The sequence below is a fragment of the Croceicoccus sp. genome (assembly GCF_983967925.1).
In genome coordinates this window covers 254,101-274,418 of the sequence record NZ_CFETID010000002.1, presented here as the reverse complement: position 1 = coordinate 274,418, position 20,318 = coordinate 254,101, and the positions used below count along the sequence as shown (strand labels likewise).

Sequence of the window (20,318 nt, the reverse complement as noted above, 5' to 3'; positions counted from 1 at the left end):
CGCCTGTTGGGCCGTGAGCGCAATGTCGGGTCTGAACCAGTTGAGCGCTGGCGAATCGAATGGCGGCTTTCGGGATCGTCGGCGACAACGCCGAACGACCGAATTTGGGGCGCGTTGCTGACGCCCGGATAATTCGGCTGGAATGTCCGCTATCCGGATCTGTCGCCCGAAAGCCGCCGTTCCGGTTTGTCCGACAGGCTAGCCATTGAAGAGCGGGATTTCGCAGCCCGACGAATGACCGGTCCCGGCCTAGCTCGACACTTCCGTCCGCAGCCCGGACGGCAAGATTGTCCCAGACCTCGCCATTCGGCCCGGCTCATCTTTGATGGCAATTCATGGTCGACGGATCGCCAATCTTCGAATTGAACCGACCGTACATCACACTTCTCGGCCGAAATTTGGCGGTGGAAACGTGTTTCGCATTTGGTCACCATGGCGTTCCCAATCCGCCTTCAAACTCGCGGCATATCCCGGTTCCCCCGACTGCGCGATTTCCCGGAGCTTCTCGTTCTGGCGAATGAGAGCAGACAATCGCGCACGCTCCTCCCGGTCGCCGGAAATGTTGGCTTCGATCCAACGGTCAAAGATTGGATCGATGCCAGGCTCGAGCCTCCGGGCCTGCGCCGGCTCGTTCGAACTGGAAAGCTCGTGGGCGCGCGACGGGTCGATCTTGATGGTGACGCGCTCGCGCGCTTTGGGTTTCCGCTCGTCGTCTTTCTTGGGCGCGGAGTCGCCGTATCCGCTTGGCTCGTAGGTCCGCCAGTCTGGAATTTCCACCTCGGGGAGATCCTGCGTCGGCATAACGATCTTGCCGTCTTCGATTTTGAAGAGACCAAAGTCCCCTTCCCCGGCCTTTTCGGTTTTAGGCGTGACCGGCTTTTCGGATGCAGCTGTTTTGCGCGGATCTGCAGCTTCCATGCGCGCTTTGACGAGTGCATTTTGCATTGCCCGGGCCACTTCAGGATCGCGTGAAAATTGCTTCGAGATGTCGAGCAGTTCGGCAGGAGCTGTCGCGGCAAGCTTATGAGCCTCTCCATTCTCGCCCGCTTGGACCTTCGAGGGGTTTTTCGCCATGTACGAGATCAGGCGCTTAACTGCGCGATCATGCGTTCGCGCAATCCCTTCGATCCTTGAAACCGAGCGCGCGTCCGCAATGACCAGATTGGCAGGCAGGTCGAATAGCGCTGCGTCGGCTTTGCTGAAGCTGACCTCGAGGCCGGCATCTGTCTTCGTGATACTCGGCCGAAGGTGTTTGGCGCGCATCGTCTCGATGATCTGTGAATGATCATGGGTAGGTTGACGCGCCGGCTTCGTCTCGGGCTTTTTGGTATTGGATGATTTTGCGGCCTCGATCGTCGCAGAAGGTTGAGCCGATTTGTCTTCTGCCTTGGGGCTGGAAGCCTGCACGGATCTTGCAGCGCGTTCATTCAGCAGACGGGCTTCTGCCTTCTTCAATTCGGCAACGATCTCGGGTTCTTCCGCGAAGTTCACGAATGCTGCCTGCATCGCGCGATCGGGCGTACCTATTTTGAATCGCTCCGCATTGGTGAGCATGTAATCCCGGTCGGTCGGCTCCTGGCGGAACTGCACCATGCCGGGGTTCCTTTGGAACGCCGAAACGAGATTGCTGATCGCAGTTTCCTGATGATCCATAATCTTGGTGAGACGCTTCTGCGCGGAAGCGTAGTTTGGCGAATTGATAATCGGAATGTCGCTCGATACGCGGTCGCGCGGCACGATACCCTTCGGGCTCGATACGAGGCGGCGATTGAGTTCGACGATTTTCTGGATGTAGCCGTCGATGGTCGAGTTGCCGACCGCAGGAGCAGCGGCCGCCGGTTTTGCCTCGGCTTTCGGGGCGTTGACCTGCTGATGGTCTTTGGCCGGCGCCGGCGTTGCAGACTGCTCGTTGGATCTGCGCAACTGGCGACCAAGTTCGATGTGGCCTTCGATCACGAGCTTTGCGGTCTCGGCGGTGCGCGAATGACGCATGGCAGCTTCATTGCTGGTGGCAATCTGTGAGATCTCCTGGCCCATCATGATCTCGAGACCGGCAAGATGCATCTCTGCCTCGGTGACCTTGGCTTGGTATCTCGGCTTACTGGCCGTCTGGCGCTTAGTCGCGCGGCCGTCTTCGATGGCGCCGAGATGCTTCTTCGCCATCTTTGCAACTTTGTTCGCACGCGAGCGAAGGCGGTCGATATTCTCGGCCATCTGCTTTGCGATCGCGCGGTGCTCGGCAGCAACGCGTTCGGATTGCTCCCAGCGGATCAGCTCACGGTCGACGTCTTTGCGATCCTGGTCGGATAGCTGGGCAGCGCTGAGGACAGCGCGCCAGACCTTGAGCTGCTGGTCGATCCTCGCCTGGTCGGCACGGGACTGCGCTTCGAGTTTGCGCTGGACGAACTCCCACTGGTTCGCTTCGTTGCGAACCCCGATCTCGGTGGGCACGCCGTTTGATTCCAGGGATGCTGCCTGGGTGCCAAGGTGCTCGTCGCTTTCCTTATGGATCCCCATCTCCGAGTAGCGACGCGGGTCGACCCGGCGGTCGATGCCTTCAGCCTCCAGTTCGCGGTTGGTCAGATACGCAAGGTTGCTGCGAAGCAGCGGTACGAATTCGCGCTTGTTGCAGTCGCGGTCCTTGAATTGTGAAAATGGGGTCGTCTCGATAATGTTGCCGCTGACCTTTTTTCGATAGGTGTAAGGCACGGTGAAGTCCCATCGGCCAACATGCTTCTGGATTGCTGGATCGGAAATTGCCTGAACTTTAATCTGGTGTTTTTGGATGGTCCGTTCGCCGGCATTTGGATCGAGAGCTGGAAGGTGATCCTCTGCAAGTCCTGTGAATCGTTTGGCCGGCCGGTCGTGATAGACGAGATGGAAGTGCCAGTTGCGGTCATCGTTCGTGTGATCAGGCGCATGCATGACTGCGATGTGCGGCAGGTTTCGCGCCTCGAACTCCCGCGTGAAATCTTTGAGGATCCGAACGCGTGCTTCATGGGAGATTTCGTGCGGCAGTTCGCCGACAATCCTGAACTGGACGCGCCCGCCCCGACCATCTTCAAATTTGGCGCCGTAGCTAGCGGCGGCTTCGCGTTCTTCGCGCGCAGCTTTCTGTTCATCGGTTTCGTTGGCAGGGCGACGCTCACGAGGCTTCCAGCCATGACGTTTCATGATCGCACGTACGGCGACGTTATCTTGCGTAATGATCTTGACGATCTCGGTTGGGTCCGCCGCCGCGATTGCATCGCGAACGGGCTTCGGGCAGTCCTTGTCCGCACCGACCTTTGACCAGAACTCTTCGTTGCCCGCAATGCGGAGCTGCATTCGATCGGCCGATGGATTGCTTTCGGCGCGCTCGACCAGCTTCCAGAATTCACGGCGCTCGACAGGATCGTCAGAGATATTGGAGAACAGAACCGCGGATCCATTTGGATCGTGCGCCAGGGCCTCTTCTCGCTCGATGTAGGCGCTCGCGCGGCCTCCGGCTCCAAGGTCGTCCGGAAGGCGCTCAGCGGGCTCCTGAGAGGCTTCTGCGGATGGGGTAAGATCAAGCGATAGGCTGCGCGCTAATTCCGGGTCGTTTTTGGCCTGCTCGATCAGCTCAGCCTGGATCTTGTCGAGCTCGGTCTGGCCTCCCGTCGCCACGGCGCCATCGCGCTCGATATAGCTGGTGTGATCGGCAGCAGCGCCCTTCCGGTTTTTGGTGCCGCGTGCCGTGACCTTTTCCGCGCGGGTTTTGCTGATTGCCTCGTGCGAAAAATGGAAACTGGTAGCGCCAGCTGCATTTGCCGCACGAAGAGGCCGGGCCGCTGGAATGTTCAGCTTGGTGAAACGGCGGGATGCTTCCTCGCCCTTCTTAGGCTTTTCAGCCTCCGTCCAGCTGATCCGCTTTTGCTGCCGGACGGCTCGTCCGCCGACGTCGCCAGTGATATGCCGATCACCGAGAGTGAATGCTGTCTTTGGGGGCACATTCAAAGCCTCGGCGCCTCGAAAACTTTTTCGCGCTGCAGCTGAAGGATCGGGCGACGATGGCGTGAATGAAGAACCACCCCGCCCGGCCGTCAAAGCAGGTTCGCCATTGCGGTCGAGATTACCACCGGTTGCGCGCAAGCTTTCGTTCTTGTCAGTGAGGGATTTCAAACTCTCGCGCGCTGCGTCGAGTTCGCGGTCTTCATGTCGATATGTCATGAGGAAGGTTATAGGATAGAAAAGTCAAAACTCCGCGTTGAGTCTTGATTTATCCTATTAGCGATCTGGAAACGAGAAATCGCCTCGTACCGTGAGCCGTTTCGCTGTTAGCAGCGAGCCCAAAATTCATCGAAGCGCGGTCGCCAATCGGTCGTGGTGATCGCTTCGGGTGGTCTCGTGAGACAGGCCAAAACCGCAGCGCGTCCCGTTCGAAAAACCAAACCCAAGACGACTACAGACGTCGCCCCAAGGGCAGATGCCCGCCCCCCCGCCAAAGGAGGCCGACAGGCCGACGTGCAAGCGTAGCGAGCCTCATCCGGAGCCAATTATGGCGCAGTACGCAGCTGCTATAGGTTGTCGGAACGATCACCTTTAGCAGAGGTATTGCGCCTACAGTTTCCCGCTCACGAACGAAAAAGATGAAACCGGTTCGAGAAGGCTAGGCCCGAATTGACTCCTGAATTTCCTTCGGACGCTTCCGGAGTGGATTCGAATGCGATAGTTACTCGAATTCGAATCCGCAGCGGGTTCGGGACCCCATTCCGGCGGCCAAAAAAGGTTCGCAGTGATGTTTGGCAAATGAGCGCTGTCATCCTACAACTAGTTTATGAAAAACGATCATCACCAATTCCGTAGGCGAGTTCGCCAAGCTCTAATCAAAGCAGACAAGGACGCTGCCCAAGAGCTCAAAAGGATCGAAGACCTCGTGAGGAGCAGTGAGCAGAGAGATAGCAAGGGACGATTGACACCGGGAGCCAATCAAGCTCGTCAAGCGGTTCAAACAAACCCATTCCTCCGAACGACCGCGCGGCGAGCGGCGATGAAAAGTTGCACGGACAATCTCCGCAAAGCTGAGCACAAGGCTGTGCTTGCCTATCAAAATCTATTCATCTGTCTGGAAGAGGTAAGATACCAAGCCGAGCTTCTCTCGGCATTCGACGAGCCACATTCAATGGACAAGGCAAAAGCATACAAAAGCACGAATGAAGGATCCGCCGAGCGCATCACATCCGCTCCCCCGCACTCGGAATTGATCCATCCTGCTGCAGATGACGATCAGAAATTGCGGGAGAACATAGCCCGCCTTCATCGACTGTCGGAACCTGTCGATATTGTTTGAATGGCATAAGCCTCTTAATTTGAAAACGGGTAGTCAAGGTAACCTGGCGAGCAGAGAATGGCAAAAGCCACCCCGCCTTGAACAAGCAGCATGCGTTTTCTGCCCTTATGAAAACGGCCGAAACGGCGAACCCGTATTGATTAGCCCCGAGATTGCTGGACGCCTTCTTTCCTAATTTTGAGGACAGGAGACGACGATGGGGAAGCCCAATATCAGCAATGAGTTAAAGCGTGATGCGGTGGCCCAGATCACCGAGCGGTGGTACCCATTGGGTACCCAGTAGCGGAGGTTTCTGAACGGCTCGGCGTCAGTCAGCATTCGCTGTACGCATGGAAGCGGCAACTGGCGAAGGTGGTGTCTGGCGATGCCAGCAAGGATGCCGGGATCCGCCAGTTGAAGCGCGAGCTGGCCCGGGTGATCGAGGAGCGCGATATACTAAAAAAGGCCACCGCGTATTTCGCCAGGGATGCAAGTGAGATACGCAATTGTTGCCGAGCATCGTGACCAGTTCCGGGTTCGGTCGATGTGCCGGTGCCTGCGCATCCAGCAAATTGTCTTCTATGCTTGGCAGAAGATCCCACTGAGCCAACGAGCCCGGGAAGATGCTCGACAGATAGAGTTGATCCGGCAGGCCTGGAACGACAGCGGCAGGATCTATGGCTACCGCAAGCTACACGACGACCTGCTGGATCAGGGCGAGGCTTGCTGTCCGAACCGGGTTGCCCGGTTGACTTGGCTGGCGGGTATCAAGGCGCAGATCGGCTACAAGCGTCGGCCGGGGAGCTATGGTGGCAAGCCACCCTTGGCGGTCGACAACAATCTGGATCGTAAGTTCGATGTTGCTGCTCCCGATCGGGGTTGGGTGATACCTTGGAGGGCTTTGCCTATCTGCCCCTTGTGATCGATCTCTATTCCCGCCGCGTGGTGGGCTGGTCGATGCAGAGCAGGCAGACAACCGATGTGGTGCTGCAGGCGCTGCACATAGCGGCATGGCGGCGCAAGCCGAAGCAGCGGGTGCTGATCCACTCGGATCAAGGCTCGCAGTTCACAAGCATGGACTGCGCTGCGCGGCAATAACTGCCGGCAAACGGGTAGTTCATACGCCAGTGCTAACACCGGCTGATGAGCAAACCGTGCCAGGCTTTGCGTAACCCGCCCGTTTTTTGCTGCTGCCATGGCGGGTAAAAATCGAAGCAACAGCAATCGTAGAGATATCACGACAGCGGATCACGCCGATTGGTCCCCCATCGCTTCCCCCAGCCTGACGGACCGTTCGGGAGCCCAATCGGCGTTGAATGCAATGGTGTCGGGACGGAAAAGCATCACGATGGTCGATCCAAGCAGGAAACGGCCCATTTCCTCACCCTGCTTCAAACGGACCTGTCCCTCGTCATAGGACCATTCGGAAATCCGGCCGGTGCGCCTAGGATTGACCACGCCGTGCCAGACGGTTTCCATGCTTCCGACAATGGTGGCCCCGACCAGCACCATCGCGAACGGACCGTGTGCAGGCGAATTGAACATGCACACCACCCGTTCGTTGCGGGCGAACAGGTTTCGCACGCCGCGCGCAGTCACAGGATTGACCGAGAACAGCGCGCCGGGAATATAGATCATGCGCGTGAGCATGCCGTCGCAAGGCATATGCAGGCGATGATAATCGCGCGGCGAGAGATAGAGATTGGCGAAGCTGCCATGGCGGAAAAGGCCCGCGAGTTCGCCGTGCCCTCCAAGCAGTTCGGTCGTCGTGAAACGGTGTCCCTTGGCCTGCAGGATGTGGTGATCGTCGATGGCGCCGAACTGGCTGATCGCGCCGTCCACGGGGCAGATGAAGTCGGCCTTGGCCAAAGGCCGTGCACCGGCCTTCAGCGGGCGGGTGAAAAACGCGTTGAAGCTTTCATAGCTGGCGATATCGGAATTTTCCGCCTCGCTCATGTCGACGCCATATCTGCGGACGAACCAGCGGATCAGCCGCAATGTCATGGATCCGCCCCGGGCACCGGCGACGCGGCCGGCGAGTTGGGTAAGGCGCCGTTTGGGCAGCAGATATTGCAGAAGAACTTTCGAACGATCGGCCATACGTCCCCATAACGCAGGCGCGACCGTTTTAGCCATCCTTCGCGATGATTGCGTGTGCGGACGCGCTCCCTCAGCTCCTCATTGTACCGTCGGGATTGAGCATGATGGTGCGGCGGCTCTCGGCGGCGGCATAGATCGCTTCCATCAGGCGCACGTCCCGCAGGCCCATTTCGCCCGGCGTGCGGATGTCCGACCCGTCGCGGATGGCGTCCGCCAGATGGTCGAGCTGGCGCGCGAACTGAACGGTCGAATCGCCCGGGGTGAATTCGCGGCTTTCCCTGCCCATCTCCAGCACCATGTTATTGCCCGAATAGCCCGTCGCGGGCTGCATCAGCAGTGCGCCGGTGGTGCCGCGCGCGTCGACTTCATTGATCCCGGCCGAATCGTAGGACGTGGCCAGCTGCGCGACCGCGCCGGACGGAAAGCGCAATTGCGAGGCGACATGGGCGGCGATCTCCGCAAAGCGCGGGTCGCCCGCCGGCTGATAGCTGGCCGCGGCCACGCTTTCCGGCATTTCGCCCGACAGGTAGAGCGCGGCCTGCAGCCCATAGATCCCGTAATCCTCCAGCGGACCCCTGCCCCCGAGCGCACGGTTCACGCGCCAGTTCTCGGCGGGGGTGGTGGGACCCATGCGATAGGACTGCTCGCCACGGATCATCCGCAGCGTGCCCACGGCATCCTGATCCATCAGTTCCATGGCCTGCATGTTGTAAGGCTCGAAATGACAGCGATAGGCGATCATCAGCCTGCGGTTCGCGCGCTGCGCGGCGGCGATCATCCGCTCGCATTCGGCGCTGGACAGCGCCATCGGCTTTTCGCAAAGCACGTGCTTGCCGGCGGCAAAGGCTTTCTCCGTCCACTCGGCATGCAGTCCGCTGGGAAGCACGATATAGACGGCATCCACGCTTTCGTTCGACGCGATTTCGGCGAAATTGTCGTAGGAATAGCGCGAGCCTGCCGGAACGCCATAGGCGTCCCCCACCTTGTTCAGCTTGTCGGGATTGCCGGATACCAGCGCCGCGATATGCGCCCGCTCCGCCCGTTCGAACCGCGGCATCATCTGGTTCAGCGCATATCCGCCAAGACCGACGATGGCATAGCCCACGCTATCGGCCCGTTTCGGGCGCGGAGGGGTGTCCGGAAGTTCGACGCCGCCCGGCATGGGGTGACCCTCGGCGCGGACGCCGCCCGATTGTCCGAGCGCCCGCCCCGCCAGCATCACCGATGCTGCTGCCGCGCTGCCGGCCGCCATCGCCCGCCGCCTGTTGATCGAATATCCTGTCATCGCTTCGTCCCCATCTGCCGCCCAGCGGCTAGCATGTCTCGTCACAGTTCGTATCTTCGTCGCGGTTGCCGGACCTTCCCAGCGATTGCGCGCCTCATAGCATAATCGTCACCGAGGCGGGCCACGGCAAGGAAATACCCGGACAAGCGACAGCGTTCCAACCTTAGAGGCCATTTCTTCCGTCCGGGCCCGAAACCGGGTTGATCAAACTAGTTCTCCCCCGCATGTACTCCTACTAATCATACAGAGCAGGAGAGATTGAACCATGGGCATGACGCGGCAGATGGCCTCTTCAAGGCGTTCTTTTCTGGCAAGCTCCGGCACTTTTGCGCTTATGGCCGGATCGCCATTTATCACGGCAGCCCATGCAGGATCGCTGCAAGGCAATCCCCGCCCCGCCCGCCTTCGGCCCTTCGACCTTGCGGACGTCACGCTTGGCGAAGGTCCCTTCCTTCACGCGCAGCGCATGACCGAGTCCTATCTGATGTCGCTCGATCCCGATCGCATGCTGCATAATTTCCGTGTGAACGCGGGGCTGCAGCCGAAGGCGCCGGTCTATGGCGGCTGGGAATCCGAACCAACCTGGGCGGATATTCATTGCCATGGCCATACGCTAGGTCATTATCTCTCGGCCTGCTCGCTGGCCTATCGTTCGACCGGCAGGGCAGAGTTCAAGCGCAGGATCGACTATATCGCGTCGGAGCTGAACGCGTGTCAGGACGCCGCCAATAGCGGGCTGGTTTGCGCATTCCCCAGCGGCGCCGGTTTGGTCGCGGCGCATTTGCGCGGCGAGCCGATTACCGGCGTGCCGTGGTACACGCTGCACAAAATCCTCGCCGGGCTTCGCGACGCGGCACAGCTGGCCGACAGCGCCATGTCGCGCAAGGTCCTGCTGCGCTTTGCCGACTGGGTGGTCGTTGCCACTCGCCCGCTGGGCCATGCCGAATTCGAAACCATGCTGGAAACCGAACATGGCGGCATGAGCGAGGTGATGATCGACCTGTTCGACATGACCGGCAACGAGGATTACCGGACAACGGGCGAGAATTTCGCGCAAAAGGCGATCCTGCGCCCTCTGGCAGAGGGGCGCGACTATCTCGACGGATTGCACGCCAATACGCAGATCCCCAAGATCATCGGATATCAACGTGTCTGGGAAGCCACCGGCAAGCCGGAATACCGCGAAGCGGCGCAGTTTTTCTGGCGTACCGTGGCATTGACCCGGTCCTTCGCCACGGGTGGGCATGGGGACGTCGAGCATTTTTTCCCGATGGCCGATTTCGCCGAACATGTCTTCTCGGCCAAGGCGTCCGAGACCTGCTGCCATCACAACATGCTCAAGCTGACCCGCGGCCTGTTCATGGAAGATCCGCAAGCGCTCTACGCCGATTTCTACGAACGTAGCCTGTTCAACGGAATCCTTGCCTCGCAGGATCCGGACAGCGGGATGGCGACCTACTTCCAGGGCGCGCGGCCCGGTTACATGAAACTGTACCACACGCCTGAGGATTCCTTCTGGTGTTGCACCGGTACGGGGATGGAAAATCACGTCAAATATCGCGACTCCATCTATTTTCGGAGCGACGACGCGCTCTACGTCAACCTGTTCGTGCCATCGTCGGTCCAGTGGCGGGACAAGGGCGCGCGGCTGACTCAGATCACTCGTTTTCCCGAACAGCCGCGCACCATGTTTCGCTGGACGCTGGAGCAGCCGGCCGAACTGGCGCTAAAGCTGCGTCATCCGGGCTGGAGCGAGAATGCCTTAGTGCTGGTTAATGGCGCGGAAGCGGCGCGTTCCTCTGCGCCCGGCAGCTTCATCGAATTGAAGCGCACATGGCAGAGCGGCGATACGGTCGAATTGCAGCTGGCCATGGAAGTCGCGGTAGAGTTGGCCCCCGCTGCCCCCGATATCGTGGCGTTTACATATGGTCCACTGGTGCTGGCCGGTGCGCTCGGCCGCGAGGGGCTGGCACCGGGGTCTGACATCGTCATCAATGAACGCAAGTTCGGCGAATATAACGACACGCCCTTCACGCCCCCGCAAATCTCGGGCGATCCCGAAGATCTGGCCGCCCGCGTCACGGCGGGACCGGGGCCACTTGAATTCATGGCACCGGCGGCGGACGGCAGTACGATCCGCATGATACCCTATCACCGGATCGCCCATGAGCGTTACGCGACCTATTGGCCGGTCCAGCCTGCTGCGCAGGTCTGATAGGGCGGCGATGCGCCGCTGAGCTTTGCTGCCGCGCGTTCACGGCAGGATCATTCGATGGCGCGCGGAACCCCTTTTCGCCCGATGGCGCAGACCAGATGCTCGTCCCATCCAGCGAGCGAACTCGAGGCGCGGAAGGTGGATTCGAGGAAACCCAGCAGGGTTTCCCGCGGATCCTGCGCCGTGCGGACCGCTTCATAGGGCAAGACGAATTCGCCCAGATCCCGATCGAAACGCGCCGCGCCGGGGGTCACCGCCTGCCGATCGAACCCGGCGGGCGCCGGATAGGCGTAGGAATAGAAGCATGGCTCTGCGATCCCGCCTCCACCGGGCCAGAAACCGGCGGAGCTGACTTCGTGACTAAAGGCCTCTCTCGTGACGCTGTCGGGAAGATTCGGAATGCCGCCGGGGTGGAGCGGCGCACGCTTACCCGAAAAGCGCGTGACCGCCAGATCAAAGCTTCCCCAGAACAAATGGACGGGGCTGACCTTGCCCAGAAAGGCGGTGCGGAATTCGCCGAACACTGCATCGATCCGAACCAGCGCCCGGTGAAAGCGGGACACCGCCGCCCCGTCCCAGGGCCTGGTCGCGGTGTCCTGCGCAAAGGGAATGGCATCGACCACCTCGTTCGGCGATCCATGATACCGAGGCGAACCGCCAATCGCAGCGACCGCCTGCTTGAACCTTGCATCGAAGTCGGCAACCAACATGGGTCGAGCGCGAAGCCGCGGCTCTCTCCGCTGGCGCAGGCAATTGTCAGCTTCTGGCGCTGAAGATCAAACCGGACCGTGATGCCCCGCCCGTCCGGGACAAGGCCGGTGGTCAGCCCGTCGGCATCCACATAGAGCGTCGCATGCCATGAGTGGTTGTTCGACGGCGTATGCGCGAGGCGATATTTGCCGACGATCTGGCAGTACAGGTGCAATGCGGCGCAGCTCTCCTGCCATGGCTGGAAGGGAATGGAAGGCCACTCGGTATGATCGGTTATGATGCTTTCCTCGCTGTCGCCGCGCCCAGAGGATTTTCCTGCAAGCTAGCCGATTTGCAAGCCCGGCGCATTCGGAACGACCCGCGATTTTGGCGCGTTAGGACAGGGGGACATGGCAGATTGTGAGGCAGCGCAGCAAAGATCGGACCGCGCCCGTTGCTGCCGGATCAAGTTAATGGACTGGCCGGATCTGCGCACGGGGCCATAGCTCCAAGTCAGGAATTGGAGGAGGCATGCGTAATGCAGGAGAGCCGGAAAGACGATAAGGGCGGAGGCAATTACGGGCGCTTCATGGCAATGATCGGCACGTCGACAGCCGTCATGTTCGCCCTGATGTACCTGAACACCTATAGCATCGACCATGTATTCTGGAGCGAGACGCGTTTCTGGATGACCTTTGTCATGGGCGCGGTAATGGCGGTCATCATGCTGCTGTTCATGTGGGGCATGTACCGCAACAAGGCCAAGAACTGGATCATACTGGGGGTGGCCGCGCTGGTCTTCGCCCTCGCCTTGTGGCTGGTGCGCAGCCAGACCACGGTAACCGATACCGAATACATGCAGGCGATGATCCCGCACCATTCGATCGCGATCATGACCAGCGAGCGAGCGCATCTGCGCGATCCGCGCGTGCGCAAGCTGGCGCATGACATCATCGTCGCCCAGCGGCGCGAGATCGCGCAGATGAAATATCTGATCCGCGATATCGAAGCCAATGGCGTGCGCACGACCCGGCGCCTGCCCGAGGAGGCCGCACCATGACGACGCCCGCAAGAGCGCTGCCCGCCCTCGCCATGCTCGCCCTGCCGCTGGCGCTTTACCGTGGGGGATGCAACCGGAACACCGACCCGGGAAACGACCGCGAGGCCCAGCTCGAACACCCGCCCAAAGCTGCGCCGGTGGAAAGCGCCAGCGCTGCGCTGGCCAATGTCGCGACCGCGATTATCAAGCCCCAGACCATGACCAGCGCCGATATTGGCGTGCTTGGCGGCATGGAGGGCCGATGCGATTTCGGCATGACCGAGGTGGCGTTCCCGTCCTTCCTCTACCGACCCGGCAGCGACGGCGCGATCAAACTGAACGGCAAGCTTATTCCCCTGCCGTCTATTGGTGAGAACCGCTTTGCGGACGGCGGGCTGAGCGTTACGCTGCGCCCACTGGAAGAGGAAGGCAATGCCGGCAGTCAGGGCATGCGGATGATCGTCATATCGCCGGCCGCCGAGGACGAGATCGGCTATGACGGCTATGTCCGTTGTCACGATGGGGATGGGCCATGAAAATGCCGCCAACAGGCCAGACTTGATGACCGGAGGGAGAGGCGCGCCCGCCGATCGCGGCGACTACACCCCCATCCAGCCCGGCGCCCTTGCCCCATTCACGAACCCATGCCCATCATGGACAGGCTCTCGATCAGCGCTCGACCGAGCAGCGCGTAGCACTTCGTTCGAATGCAAATCGATCTGATGAACAGAGAGCCGGTCAGGACCATTGCTCAACTGCACTGTCAGCCCGATCATCGATGTGCTCGATGCGACTGCCCGTGCGGACGCCCTTAGAAATAGGGTTTGAGCATCCGCACAATATGGTTGCCAAAACGCAAGGGCGGCGGTGCAAGAGAGAACTTTGCCGACAGCCAACCGAAGCCGTTGCTTCTTCGCCTGAGCATGACGAGCGCAAGCGCGCCGAACAGATCGCTCCACTGGAAAGGGCTGACCAACGCTCGGCTCTCATGATTCAGAGCTTCGGTAGAGAAGCGCATGCTGCGCCGGATGACGGCAAGGGATTCGCGTGTCGGGTGATCGAGATATTCGTCGGTCAGCGCACGGAATGCATCCGCACAGTCCTGCGATGATTGAAAGGCGTGCGCATAGTCCGCCCCCCATTCGCTGGCGAAACATTTCACGCCTGAACAAATATCCTGCTTGGCCGCGATCTCGTCGGCGGGGATCTCTTGCAGGATCGGCTTGGCGCGACCGTCCGCATCGGTTTCGAAACCCCTGCACGTCCCCTCTGGAACCATGCCGAAAAGATGCTCTGTCACCGTCGAATTGTACCAAACCGACGGACAGCGCGCGATCCGCGGATGCGCGACGGTCATCTCCATCATGGCATCCGCGCGGCCTGCCTCGCTCGGGTTTCGCCTTGTATCGCTGAGATAAAGGTAAAGCCCCTGCATTCGGTGCGCCGGGATCAGCTTCTGCAGCGCGGCCTGCACGTTCAGGTGCCATCCGATGTCGACAAAGGCCGAATTTTCCCCGCTCAGCAGCCCTTCCTGGGTGAAATAGGAATGCGCGGCTTCTCGCATCCGCCTTGCATCGGACAGGACCTTTTCACCATCGGGACTGCTGGCGAGGGTCGCCACGAACAAGTCGAAGTCCGGCTCTTCGAGCTGCTGATCGGCATCGAATTCGCTAAACAGACCCTGCATCGGCGGGGACAGGTCGGACCGGTCCAGACGCAGATATTTTGCCAGCTTTCTCGGCGTAAGCGTCTCGGCCTGATGGAAAATCCATTCGAGGTCGGTTTGCAGGTCCTCGATGTTCGAGAAGTAAAGCCCATAGCGCGAAGCGTACAGGTAGTTGGCCGTCACCTTCGTATGCCCATCGCGGGCGAGCCGGTCCGCACACAGGAACGGCAGATATGCATCCCTGGCCATGTAGTGGAGACGCTGCACACCCTCCTCTTCGGCCCGGCGAATGGCCCAGATGGCCCATAAAAGCGAAGCGGGTCCAAGAAAATCGGTGACCAGCCGGTTGCTATCCGAAGCCGGCCCAAGCCGCCCCTTCCTGATCGAACCGACAAGCGTGGAACTCAACCGCTGGCGAACGCCCAGCGACCGGTTCAGCCGCGACTCATAGGCGCTGAGGCGGTGGCCCTTGTAAAGCCGGGCCTTCAGACCCTTGGCGCGCGGCGCCCGCACATCGGCGGAACGATTGTCTCCGGTCATCGAATAGCTGGACGGCTTGCCGCCCAGTTCCGCGATGACGTGCGTGAACAGATCGCCGCGCTGCTTCGTCTTGCTATGCGTGGACGAGACGAACAGGCGATCGCCGGGCCGCATGATCTTGAGATCGAACAGGACGGATTTCAGAAAGCTCTCGGGCAGATACATGTCCGAGATGAAGACGATCTGCTCTCCGCGCAAACGCCTCTCTGCCAGTTCACCGCAGATCTGCGCATTGGGAAACAGGACTTCCCTTTCGCAGGATAGTTCGATTTCCACCGCTTCATGGTGTCGATCGCCGATCAGCCAGCCCATCTGACGCCAGATGTCGTCAAGGGTCGTTTCACTCTTGCCATCGCGCGCCGCCCTTTCGGCCGAGCGGCGGGCGGCGACGAAGCCATCCTCAGACATTTCGTCCATGAGTTCGGGAAAGCGATCGGAGAGCCGCGCATGTACGAGGCGAAACACATCGCTTGGATCCAGCAACTTGCGGAACAACACCGTATCGAAAAGATCATAGCACGAGAAACGGTCTGTACGGGTCACGTCCGGCGTCACGGTCGCGGAATGCAGTCGATCTTCTCGAGGTCCCGTATAAGTCAGTTTGCCCGTCATCTCTCGTCCCAGACGTCTTGTCCGATGCATTAATTCAAATTCATTACCATTTGATCAAGGAGTTTGAGGGGTTACGGCCTTCGTATTAGTGGGGTGCGATTACGGAATCCGGTCGCAACTGGCCCACCCCGTTACGGGGATGTTTCCCGGCAAGGTCACCTTCGATCAGGAACGTCGAGGGACTGGGACCGCCGGCACCGCTGGCCGCGAAAGCGATTTCGGGAATTACAGCGCGATCCAGCCCAGCGCCTTCGCCCCCATCCACAGGCCCATGCCGATCATGAACAGGTTCTCGGTCAGCGAGACGAAGCCCAGCGGCACGTTCGAATTGCCGCCGACGCAGGCGCATTTCAGCTCTCGCTTGTCGATATAGACGGCCTTGAACACGCTGACCGCGCCGATTGTGCCGATGAACAGCGACACGGGGACCGATATGATCGGCAGCGCATGGGCGACCATCAATATGCCCGCCAGCGCCTCTCCGAACGGATAGATGAAGCCATATCGCACCCAGCGCCGCGCCAGCAGGTCGTAGTTCAGGAACATGGTCGAGAAACTGCGCACGTCCTGCAGCTTTTGAATGGCGAGCAGGGCCATCGACAGGCTGACGAACCATTCGACTGCCTGCACGGTGAAGATCGTGCCGAACACGTACCAGCTGATCGCAAGGCCGAGCAGGAAGGCGACGCCGAAGATGGCGAGGACCGGCTGGTAGCTGGTCTCGCCCTCCTTCTGCACCGACTTGCCGAAATGGGCGCGCAGATCGTCATAGCCGCCGATGCGCTTGCCGCCGATGAAGGTCTGCGGCGTGGTCTTGACGCCGTGCTTCTCCTTGAATGCGTCGGTTTCCTCGCGCGTGGTCAGATGGTGGTCCTCGACCTCGAACCCTTCGCGCTGCAGCAGGTCGACCGTTTTCAGGCCGTAGGGACAGACATGCTCGGGCATCACCATCCGGTAGACGACCGCCTTTTTCGATGCGCTCACGACGCATTCCCCGGATAGCTGGCCCAGACGCTGCGGCCTGCGGGGCCGAAGGCGATGACCTGATAGGGCTGGCGATGATCGCCGTGCTCCATGCCGGGCGATCCCATCGGCATGCCCGCGACGGCAAGCCCGGTCACGCCCTCGGGCCGCTCGGCCAGCAGGCGTTCGACATCGGCGGCGGGGACGTGGCCCTCGATCACATAGCCATCCGCGATCACCGTGTGGCAGGACCGCAGATCGCCCGGCACGCCGCGCTGCGTCTTGACCGCGCGCATGTCGGGATGGTCGATAGTCTCGACCTCGTGCTTCCCGCCCTGTTCCATGTGGTCCGCCCATGACAGGCAGCAGCCGCAATTGGGGTCGCGGTACATGGTGAAACTCGCCGCCTGTGCCGCCCCGGCGCAGGCCGCCAAAAGGAATGCGGCCATCGAGGCGATGGAGCGGCGGGCGGGTCTGGTCGATCGGGTCGTCATGCGTGCAGTCCTTGCCTTGAAAATCGGGAGATCGAATGTCGGGAGATTGGGGAGCGCATCGATCACCGCTTTGCCTTTTCGAACAGATCGACAAGCTCGCCGAACTTGCGCTTCTGTTCGTCCGCGTCGCCGCTTTCGATGGCTTCGGAGACGCAGCAGGCGGCGTGGCGTTTCAGGATCTCGCTCTCGGCGCGGCCCAGCGCGGCCTTCACGGCCTGCATCTGGGTGAGCACGTCGATGCAATAGCGATCGTCCTCGATCATCTGCGCGACGCCGCGCACCTGCCCCTCTATGCGGCGCAGGCGGTTGACGATGCGGGTGCCCTCACTGCCGGGCATGGCCGGACCTCCACTGGAACCTATACCCTCAGGGGTATGTTGAAATACTCCTCGGGGGTATATATGACAAGGGTCGAAGGAGTTTCAAGTTCAATGGCCGGAATGAAGGTTTCACGTCGCGGCATGCTCGCGGGGGGTGCGTTGGGCGCAGGTGCGCTGGCATGGCCCGCATGGGCGCGCGGGTCCGATCTGCATGGCGGCCCGCACGGGAGCACGATCCGCCCCGGTTTCGACGAGGTATCGGGCCGCGACATCGCGCTGACCATCGCCGAGGGGCCGCGCATCGTGCAGGGCCGCCGGGGCCACGGCGTCGCGGTCAATGGCAGCGTCCCCGGCCCGCTGGTGCGCCTGCGCGAGGGGGAGCCGGTGCGCATCGCGGTCACCAACACACTGAAGACCGACAGCTCGATCCACTGGCACGGCCTGCTGCTGCCCTTTCAGTACGACGGCGTGCCGGGGGTCAGCTTTCCGGGCATCATGCCCGGGGAAACCTTCGTCTACGACATTCCCGCGCTGCGGCAGAGCGGCACCTATTGGTGGCACAGCCATTCGGGCCTGCAGGAACAGGCCGGGCACTACGGCCCGATCGTGGTCGAACCCGCCGGGGCCGATCCGGTGCAGGCCGACCGCGACCATGTCCTGCTGCTGAGCGAGTTCACCCCGCTGCATCCGCATACGATCATGGACAAGCTCAAGAAGGGCGAGGAGTACTTCAACTACCAGAAGACCAGCTGGACCGGCGATTATCCGCTGTCGGGCGAGGATCGGCGCATGTGGGCACGGATGCGCATGATGCCGACCGACATCGCCGACGTGACGGGTTCGACCTATACCTATCTCGCCAATGGCCGCGGGCCGGAAGAGGGGATGGAATATCTGTTCCGTCCGGGCGAGCGTGTTCGGCTGCGGATCATCAACGGCAGCGCGATGACCTTTTTCAACATCCGCATTCCGGGGCTGAAGTTCCACGTCGTCGCCGCCGACGGGCAGAATGTGCGCCCGGTGGAAGTCGAGGAATTCCAGATCGGCACGGCGGAAACATACGACATATTGGTCGAACCGACCGGCGAGGCGCATGCCATCGTGGCGGAGAGCATGGATCGTTCGGGCATGGCGCTGGCGATGCTGGTTTCGCGCCTTGGCGCGCGGGCCGAAGTTCCGGCGCTGCGCGATCCGCCCCTTTTGACGATGGCCGACATGGGCATGAACCATGGCAGTCACGGCGAAGGCGACATGGCCGGCATGGCCGGCATGGATCATGCGGCGATGGGACACGCCATGCCCGCGCAAGACGGCTCCGAGCCGATGGCCGAGATGGATATGGGCAGCATGGACATGTCCGGCATGGACATGCGCGATACCTCGCTGCTGCCGCCCGACGTCGCGGTGGGGCCGGGGATCGACATGGTCTCGATGAACCCGGTCGATCGCATGGGCGATCCGGGCATCGGGCTTGGCGACGTTCCGCACAAGGTACTGACCTACAAGGACCTCGTCGCGCTCGCCCCCAATGACGATCTGCGACAGCCTTCGCGGCAGATGGAGATCCACCTGACCGGCAATATGGAACGTTACATGTGGTCGTTCGACGGGCGGAAATTCTCTGCCGTCAGCGAAGAGCCGATCCGCTTTGCCTATAACGAGCGGGTGCGCGTGAAGCTCGTCAACGACACGATGATGGCGCATCCGATCCATCTGCACGGCCATTTCTTCGAACTGGTGAATGGCGCGCCCGCCGACCGCCAGCCGCAAAAACACACCATGATCGTCCAGCCCGGCGGCAGCGCCAGCTTCGACCTGACCGCCGACGAGGAAGGCGACTGGGCGTTCCACTGTCACCTGCTCTACCACATGCACATGGGGATGTTTCAGATCGTCACCGTCGCGCCGCAGGGAAGCCAGCCCGACGTCGAACGGGTGGGCGAGCAATGATGCGCCTGCTTACGGCCGTAATGCTGGCGGGCATCGCCCAACCTGCGATGGCGCAAGATCATTCGGGTCATTCGGAGGGCCATTCGGACCACGCCATGCCCGCCACGCAATCCGCGCAGAGCGAATGCGAGGAAGAGGCCGCCCGTCACCGCGCGATGGGGCATCCGGTAGCGGAAGGCTCCTGCGCGCCTGCCGCAGAGCCTGCCGACGGGGCGGATGACGAACATTCGGGCATGGATCATGGCGGGATGGATCATGGTGCGATGGACCAACCCATGGATCATTCAGGCATGGACCACTCCGGCATGGATCACGGCGCCATGCCCGAAATGGATCACGCTCAGATGGACCACTCGGGCATGGACCATTCGGGAATGGATCACGGCGCGATGCAGCCCGCTCCCATACCCGACGCCCCGCCGCCGCCCGCCGCAGGGTCGGGACCGCCGCGTGCTGCCGATGCGATCTGGGGCGCGGAGGCGATGCGCGCCTCGCGTCGGGCGCTGCGGATCGAGAATGGCGGCATGCGCTATCTGTGGTTTCAGGGCGACCGCGCCGAGTATCGTGCCCGCGAAGGCAGCGACGGCTATCTGTGGGATGTGCAGGGCTATTACGGCGGCGACATCGACAAGGTCTGGTTCAAGTCCGAAGGCGAAGGCAGTTTTGGCGAAAAGGCCAAATCCGCCGAAATCCAGGCCCTGTGGAGCCATGCGATCGGCCCTTGGTGGGATCTGCAGACCGGCATAAGGCAGGACCTGACCGGACCGGGCCGCACCCATGCGGTCGTCGGCGTGCAGGGCCTTGCGCCCTATATATTCGAGGTCGACGCCGCAGCCTTCCTGTCGAACAAGGGCGATCTGACCGCGCGGATCGAGGCGGAAGTCGATCAGCGCATCACCCAGCGCCTGATCCTGCAGCCCCGCGCCGAGATCAACCTGTCGGCGCAGGACGTGCCCGAGCTGGGCATCGGGGCGGGTTTCGATTCCGCCGAGCTTGGCCTGCGGCTGCGCTATGAATTCGCCCGCGAGTTCGCGCCCTATGTGGGTATCGAGCAGGAGTGGAAACTGGGCGGCAGCGCAGATTATGCCCGCGCCGAGGGCGAGGATGCCAGCGTCACCAATTACGTCGTGGGCCTGCGGTTCTGGTTCTGATTT

13 protein-coding genes and 2 pseudogenes are annotated in these 20,318 nt (G+C 61.3%); 7 read left to right on the top strand and 8 right to left on the bottom strand.

What is annotated here, in order from left to right; all coding sequences use genetic code 11:
• Positions 1-378 precede the first annotated feature (378 nt).
• Complete coding sequence (locus AC4FIJ_RS02445; RefSeq protein ID WP_490335137.1) at positions 379-4,191, bottom strand: MobA/MobL family protein; 3,813 nt, start codon at positions 4,189-4,191, stop codon at positions 379-381.
• A 607-nt stretch (positions 4,192-4,798) separates the two neighbouring features.
• Here AC4FIJ_RS02445 and AC4FIJ_RS02440 point away from each other — a divergent pair.
• Positions 4,799-5,311, top strand: a complete 513-nt coding sequence (locus AC4FIJ_RS02440) for a hypothetical protein (protein WP_490335136.1) — start codon at positions 4,799-4,801, stop codon at positions 5,309-5,311.
• Between the two features lie 196 nt (positions 5,312-5,507).
• A pseudogene (locus AC4FIJ_RS02435) lies at positions 5,508-6,379 on the top strand (IS3 family transposase); the annotation flags it as partial.
• A 159-nt stretch (positions 6,380-6,538) separates the two neighbouring features.
• Here AC4FIJ_RS02435 and asd read toward each other — a convergent pair.
• Together asd and AC4FIJ_RS02425 are read right to left on the bottom strand one after the other, a co-directional pair.
• Positions 6,539-7,390, bottom strand: a complete 852-nt coding sequence (asd, locus tag AC4FIJ_RS02430; protein WP_490335135.1) for an archaetidylserine decarboxylase — start codon at positions 7,388-7,390, stop codon at positions 6,539-6,541.
• Positions 7,391-7,460: 70 nt separating this feature from the next.
• Positions 7,461-8,675, bottom strand: coding sequence for a Gfo/Idh/MocA family protein (locus AC4FIJ_RS02425; RefSeq protein ID WP_490335134.1), 1,215 nt, complete (start codon positions 8,673-8,675; stop codon positions 7,461-7,463).
• A gap of 334 nt (positions 8,676-9,009) precedes the next feature.
• On the opposite strand from AC4FIJ_RS02425, the gene AC4FIJ_RS02420 reads away from it, so the two are divergent.
• Positions 9,010-10,890, top strand: a complete 1,881-nt coding sequence (locus AC4FIJ_RS02420) for a beta-L-arabinofuranosidase domain-containing protein (protein ID WP_490335133.1) — start codon at positions 9,010-9,012, stop codon at positions 10,888-10,890.
• Positions 10,891-10,940: 50 nt separating this feature from the next.
• Here AC4FIJ_RS02420 and AC4FIJ_RS02415 read toward each other — a convergent pair.
• Positions 10,941-11,815: pseudogene (locus AC4FIJ_RS02415) on the bottom strand (DUF5996 family protein).
• A 303-nt stretch (positions 11,816-12,118) separates the two neighbouring features.
• Between AC4FIJ_RS02415 and AC4FIJ_RS02410 the strand changes: the two are divergent.
• Together AC4FIJ_RS02410 and AC4FIJ_RS02405 are read left to right on the top strand one after the other, a co-directional pair.
• Positions 12,119-12,640, top strand: a complete 522-nt coding sequence (locus AC4FIJ_RS02410; RefSeq protein ID WP_490335132.1) for a DUF305 domain-containing protein — start codon at positions 12,119-12,121, stop codon at positions 12,638-12,640.
• Positions 12,637-13,155 carry a DUF6692 family protein gene (locus tag AC4FIJ_RS02405; RefSeq protein WP_490335131.1) on the top strand — a complete coding sequence of 173 codons (519 nt, stop codon included), beginning with the start codon at positions 12,637-12,639 and terminating at the stop codon, positions 13,153-13,155. The genes AC4FIJ_RS02410 and AC4FIJ_RS02405 overlap by 4 nt, the downstream gene beginning before the upstream one ends.
• Positions 13,156-13,430: 275 nt before the next feature.
• Here AC4FIJ_RS02405 and AC4FIJ_RS02400 read toward each other — a convergent pair whose 3' ends face one another.
• The 4 genes from AC4FIJ_RS02400 to AC4FIJ_RS02385 form a co-directional block, all read right to left on the bottom strand.
• On the bottom strand, positions 13,431-15,368 hold the full coding sequence (locus AC4FIJ_RS02400) for a hypothetical protein (RefSeq protein ID WP_490335130.1): 1,938 nt from the start codon (positions 15,366-15,368) through the stop codon (positions 13,431-13,433).
• Between the two features lie 294 nt (positions 15,369-15,662).
• Entirely contained in the window at positions 15,663-16,388 is a 726-nt protein-coding gene (locus AC4FIJ_RS02395; RefSeq protein WP_490335146.1) for a glutaredoxin family protein, read from the bottom strand.
• A 29-nt stretch (positions 16,389-16,417) separates the two neighbouring features.
• Entirely contained in the window at positions 16,418-16,894 is a 477-nt protein-coding gene (locus tag AC4FIJ_RS02390) for a DUF411 domain-containing protein (RefSeq protein ID WP_490335129.1), read from the bottom strand.
• A gap of 62 nt (positions 16,895-16,956) precedes the next feature.
• Positions 16,957-17,232, bottom strand: a complete 276-nt coding sequence (locus tag AC4FIJ_RS02385; protein WP_490335128.1) for a metal-sensitive transcriptional regulator — start codon at positions 17,230-17,232, stop codon at positions 16,957-16,959.
• 102 nt (positions 17,233-17,334) lie between these two features.
• Here AC4FIJ_RS02385 and AC4FIJ_RS02380 point away from each other — a divergent pair, with 102 nt between their 5' ends.
• Together AC4FIJ_RS02380 and AC4FIJ_RS02375 are read left to right on the top strand one after the other, a co-directional pair.
• Complete coding sequence (locus AC4FIJ_RS02380; RefSeq protein WP_490335145.1) at positions 17,335-19,164, top strand: copper resistance system multicopper oxidase; 1,830 nt, start codon at positions 17,335-17,337, stop codon at positions 19,162-19,164.
• Complete coding sequence (locus AC4FIJ_RS02375; RefSeq protein ID WP_490335144.1) at positions 19,164-20,315, top strand: copper resistance protein B; 1,152 nt, start codon at positions 19,164-19,166, stop codon at positions 20,313-20,315. Before AC4FIJ_RS02380 ends, AC4FIJ_RS02375 begins: the two co-directional genes overlap by 1 nt.
• The last annotated feature ends 3 nt before the right edge of the window (positions 20,316-20,318 follow it).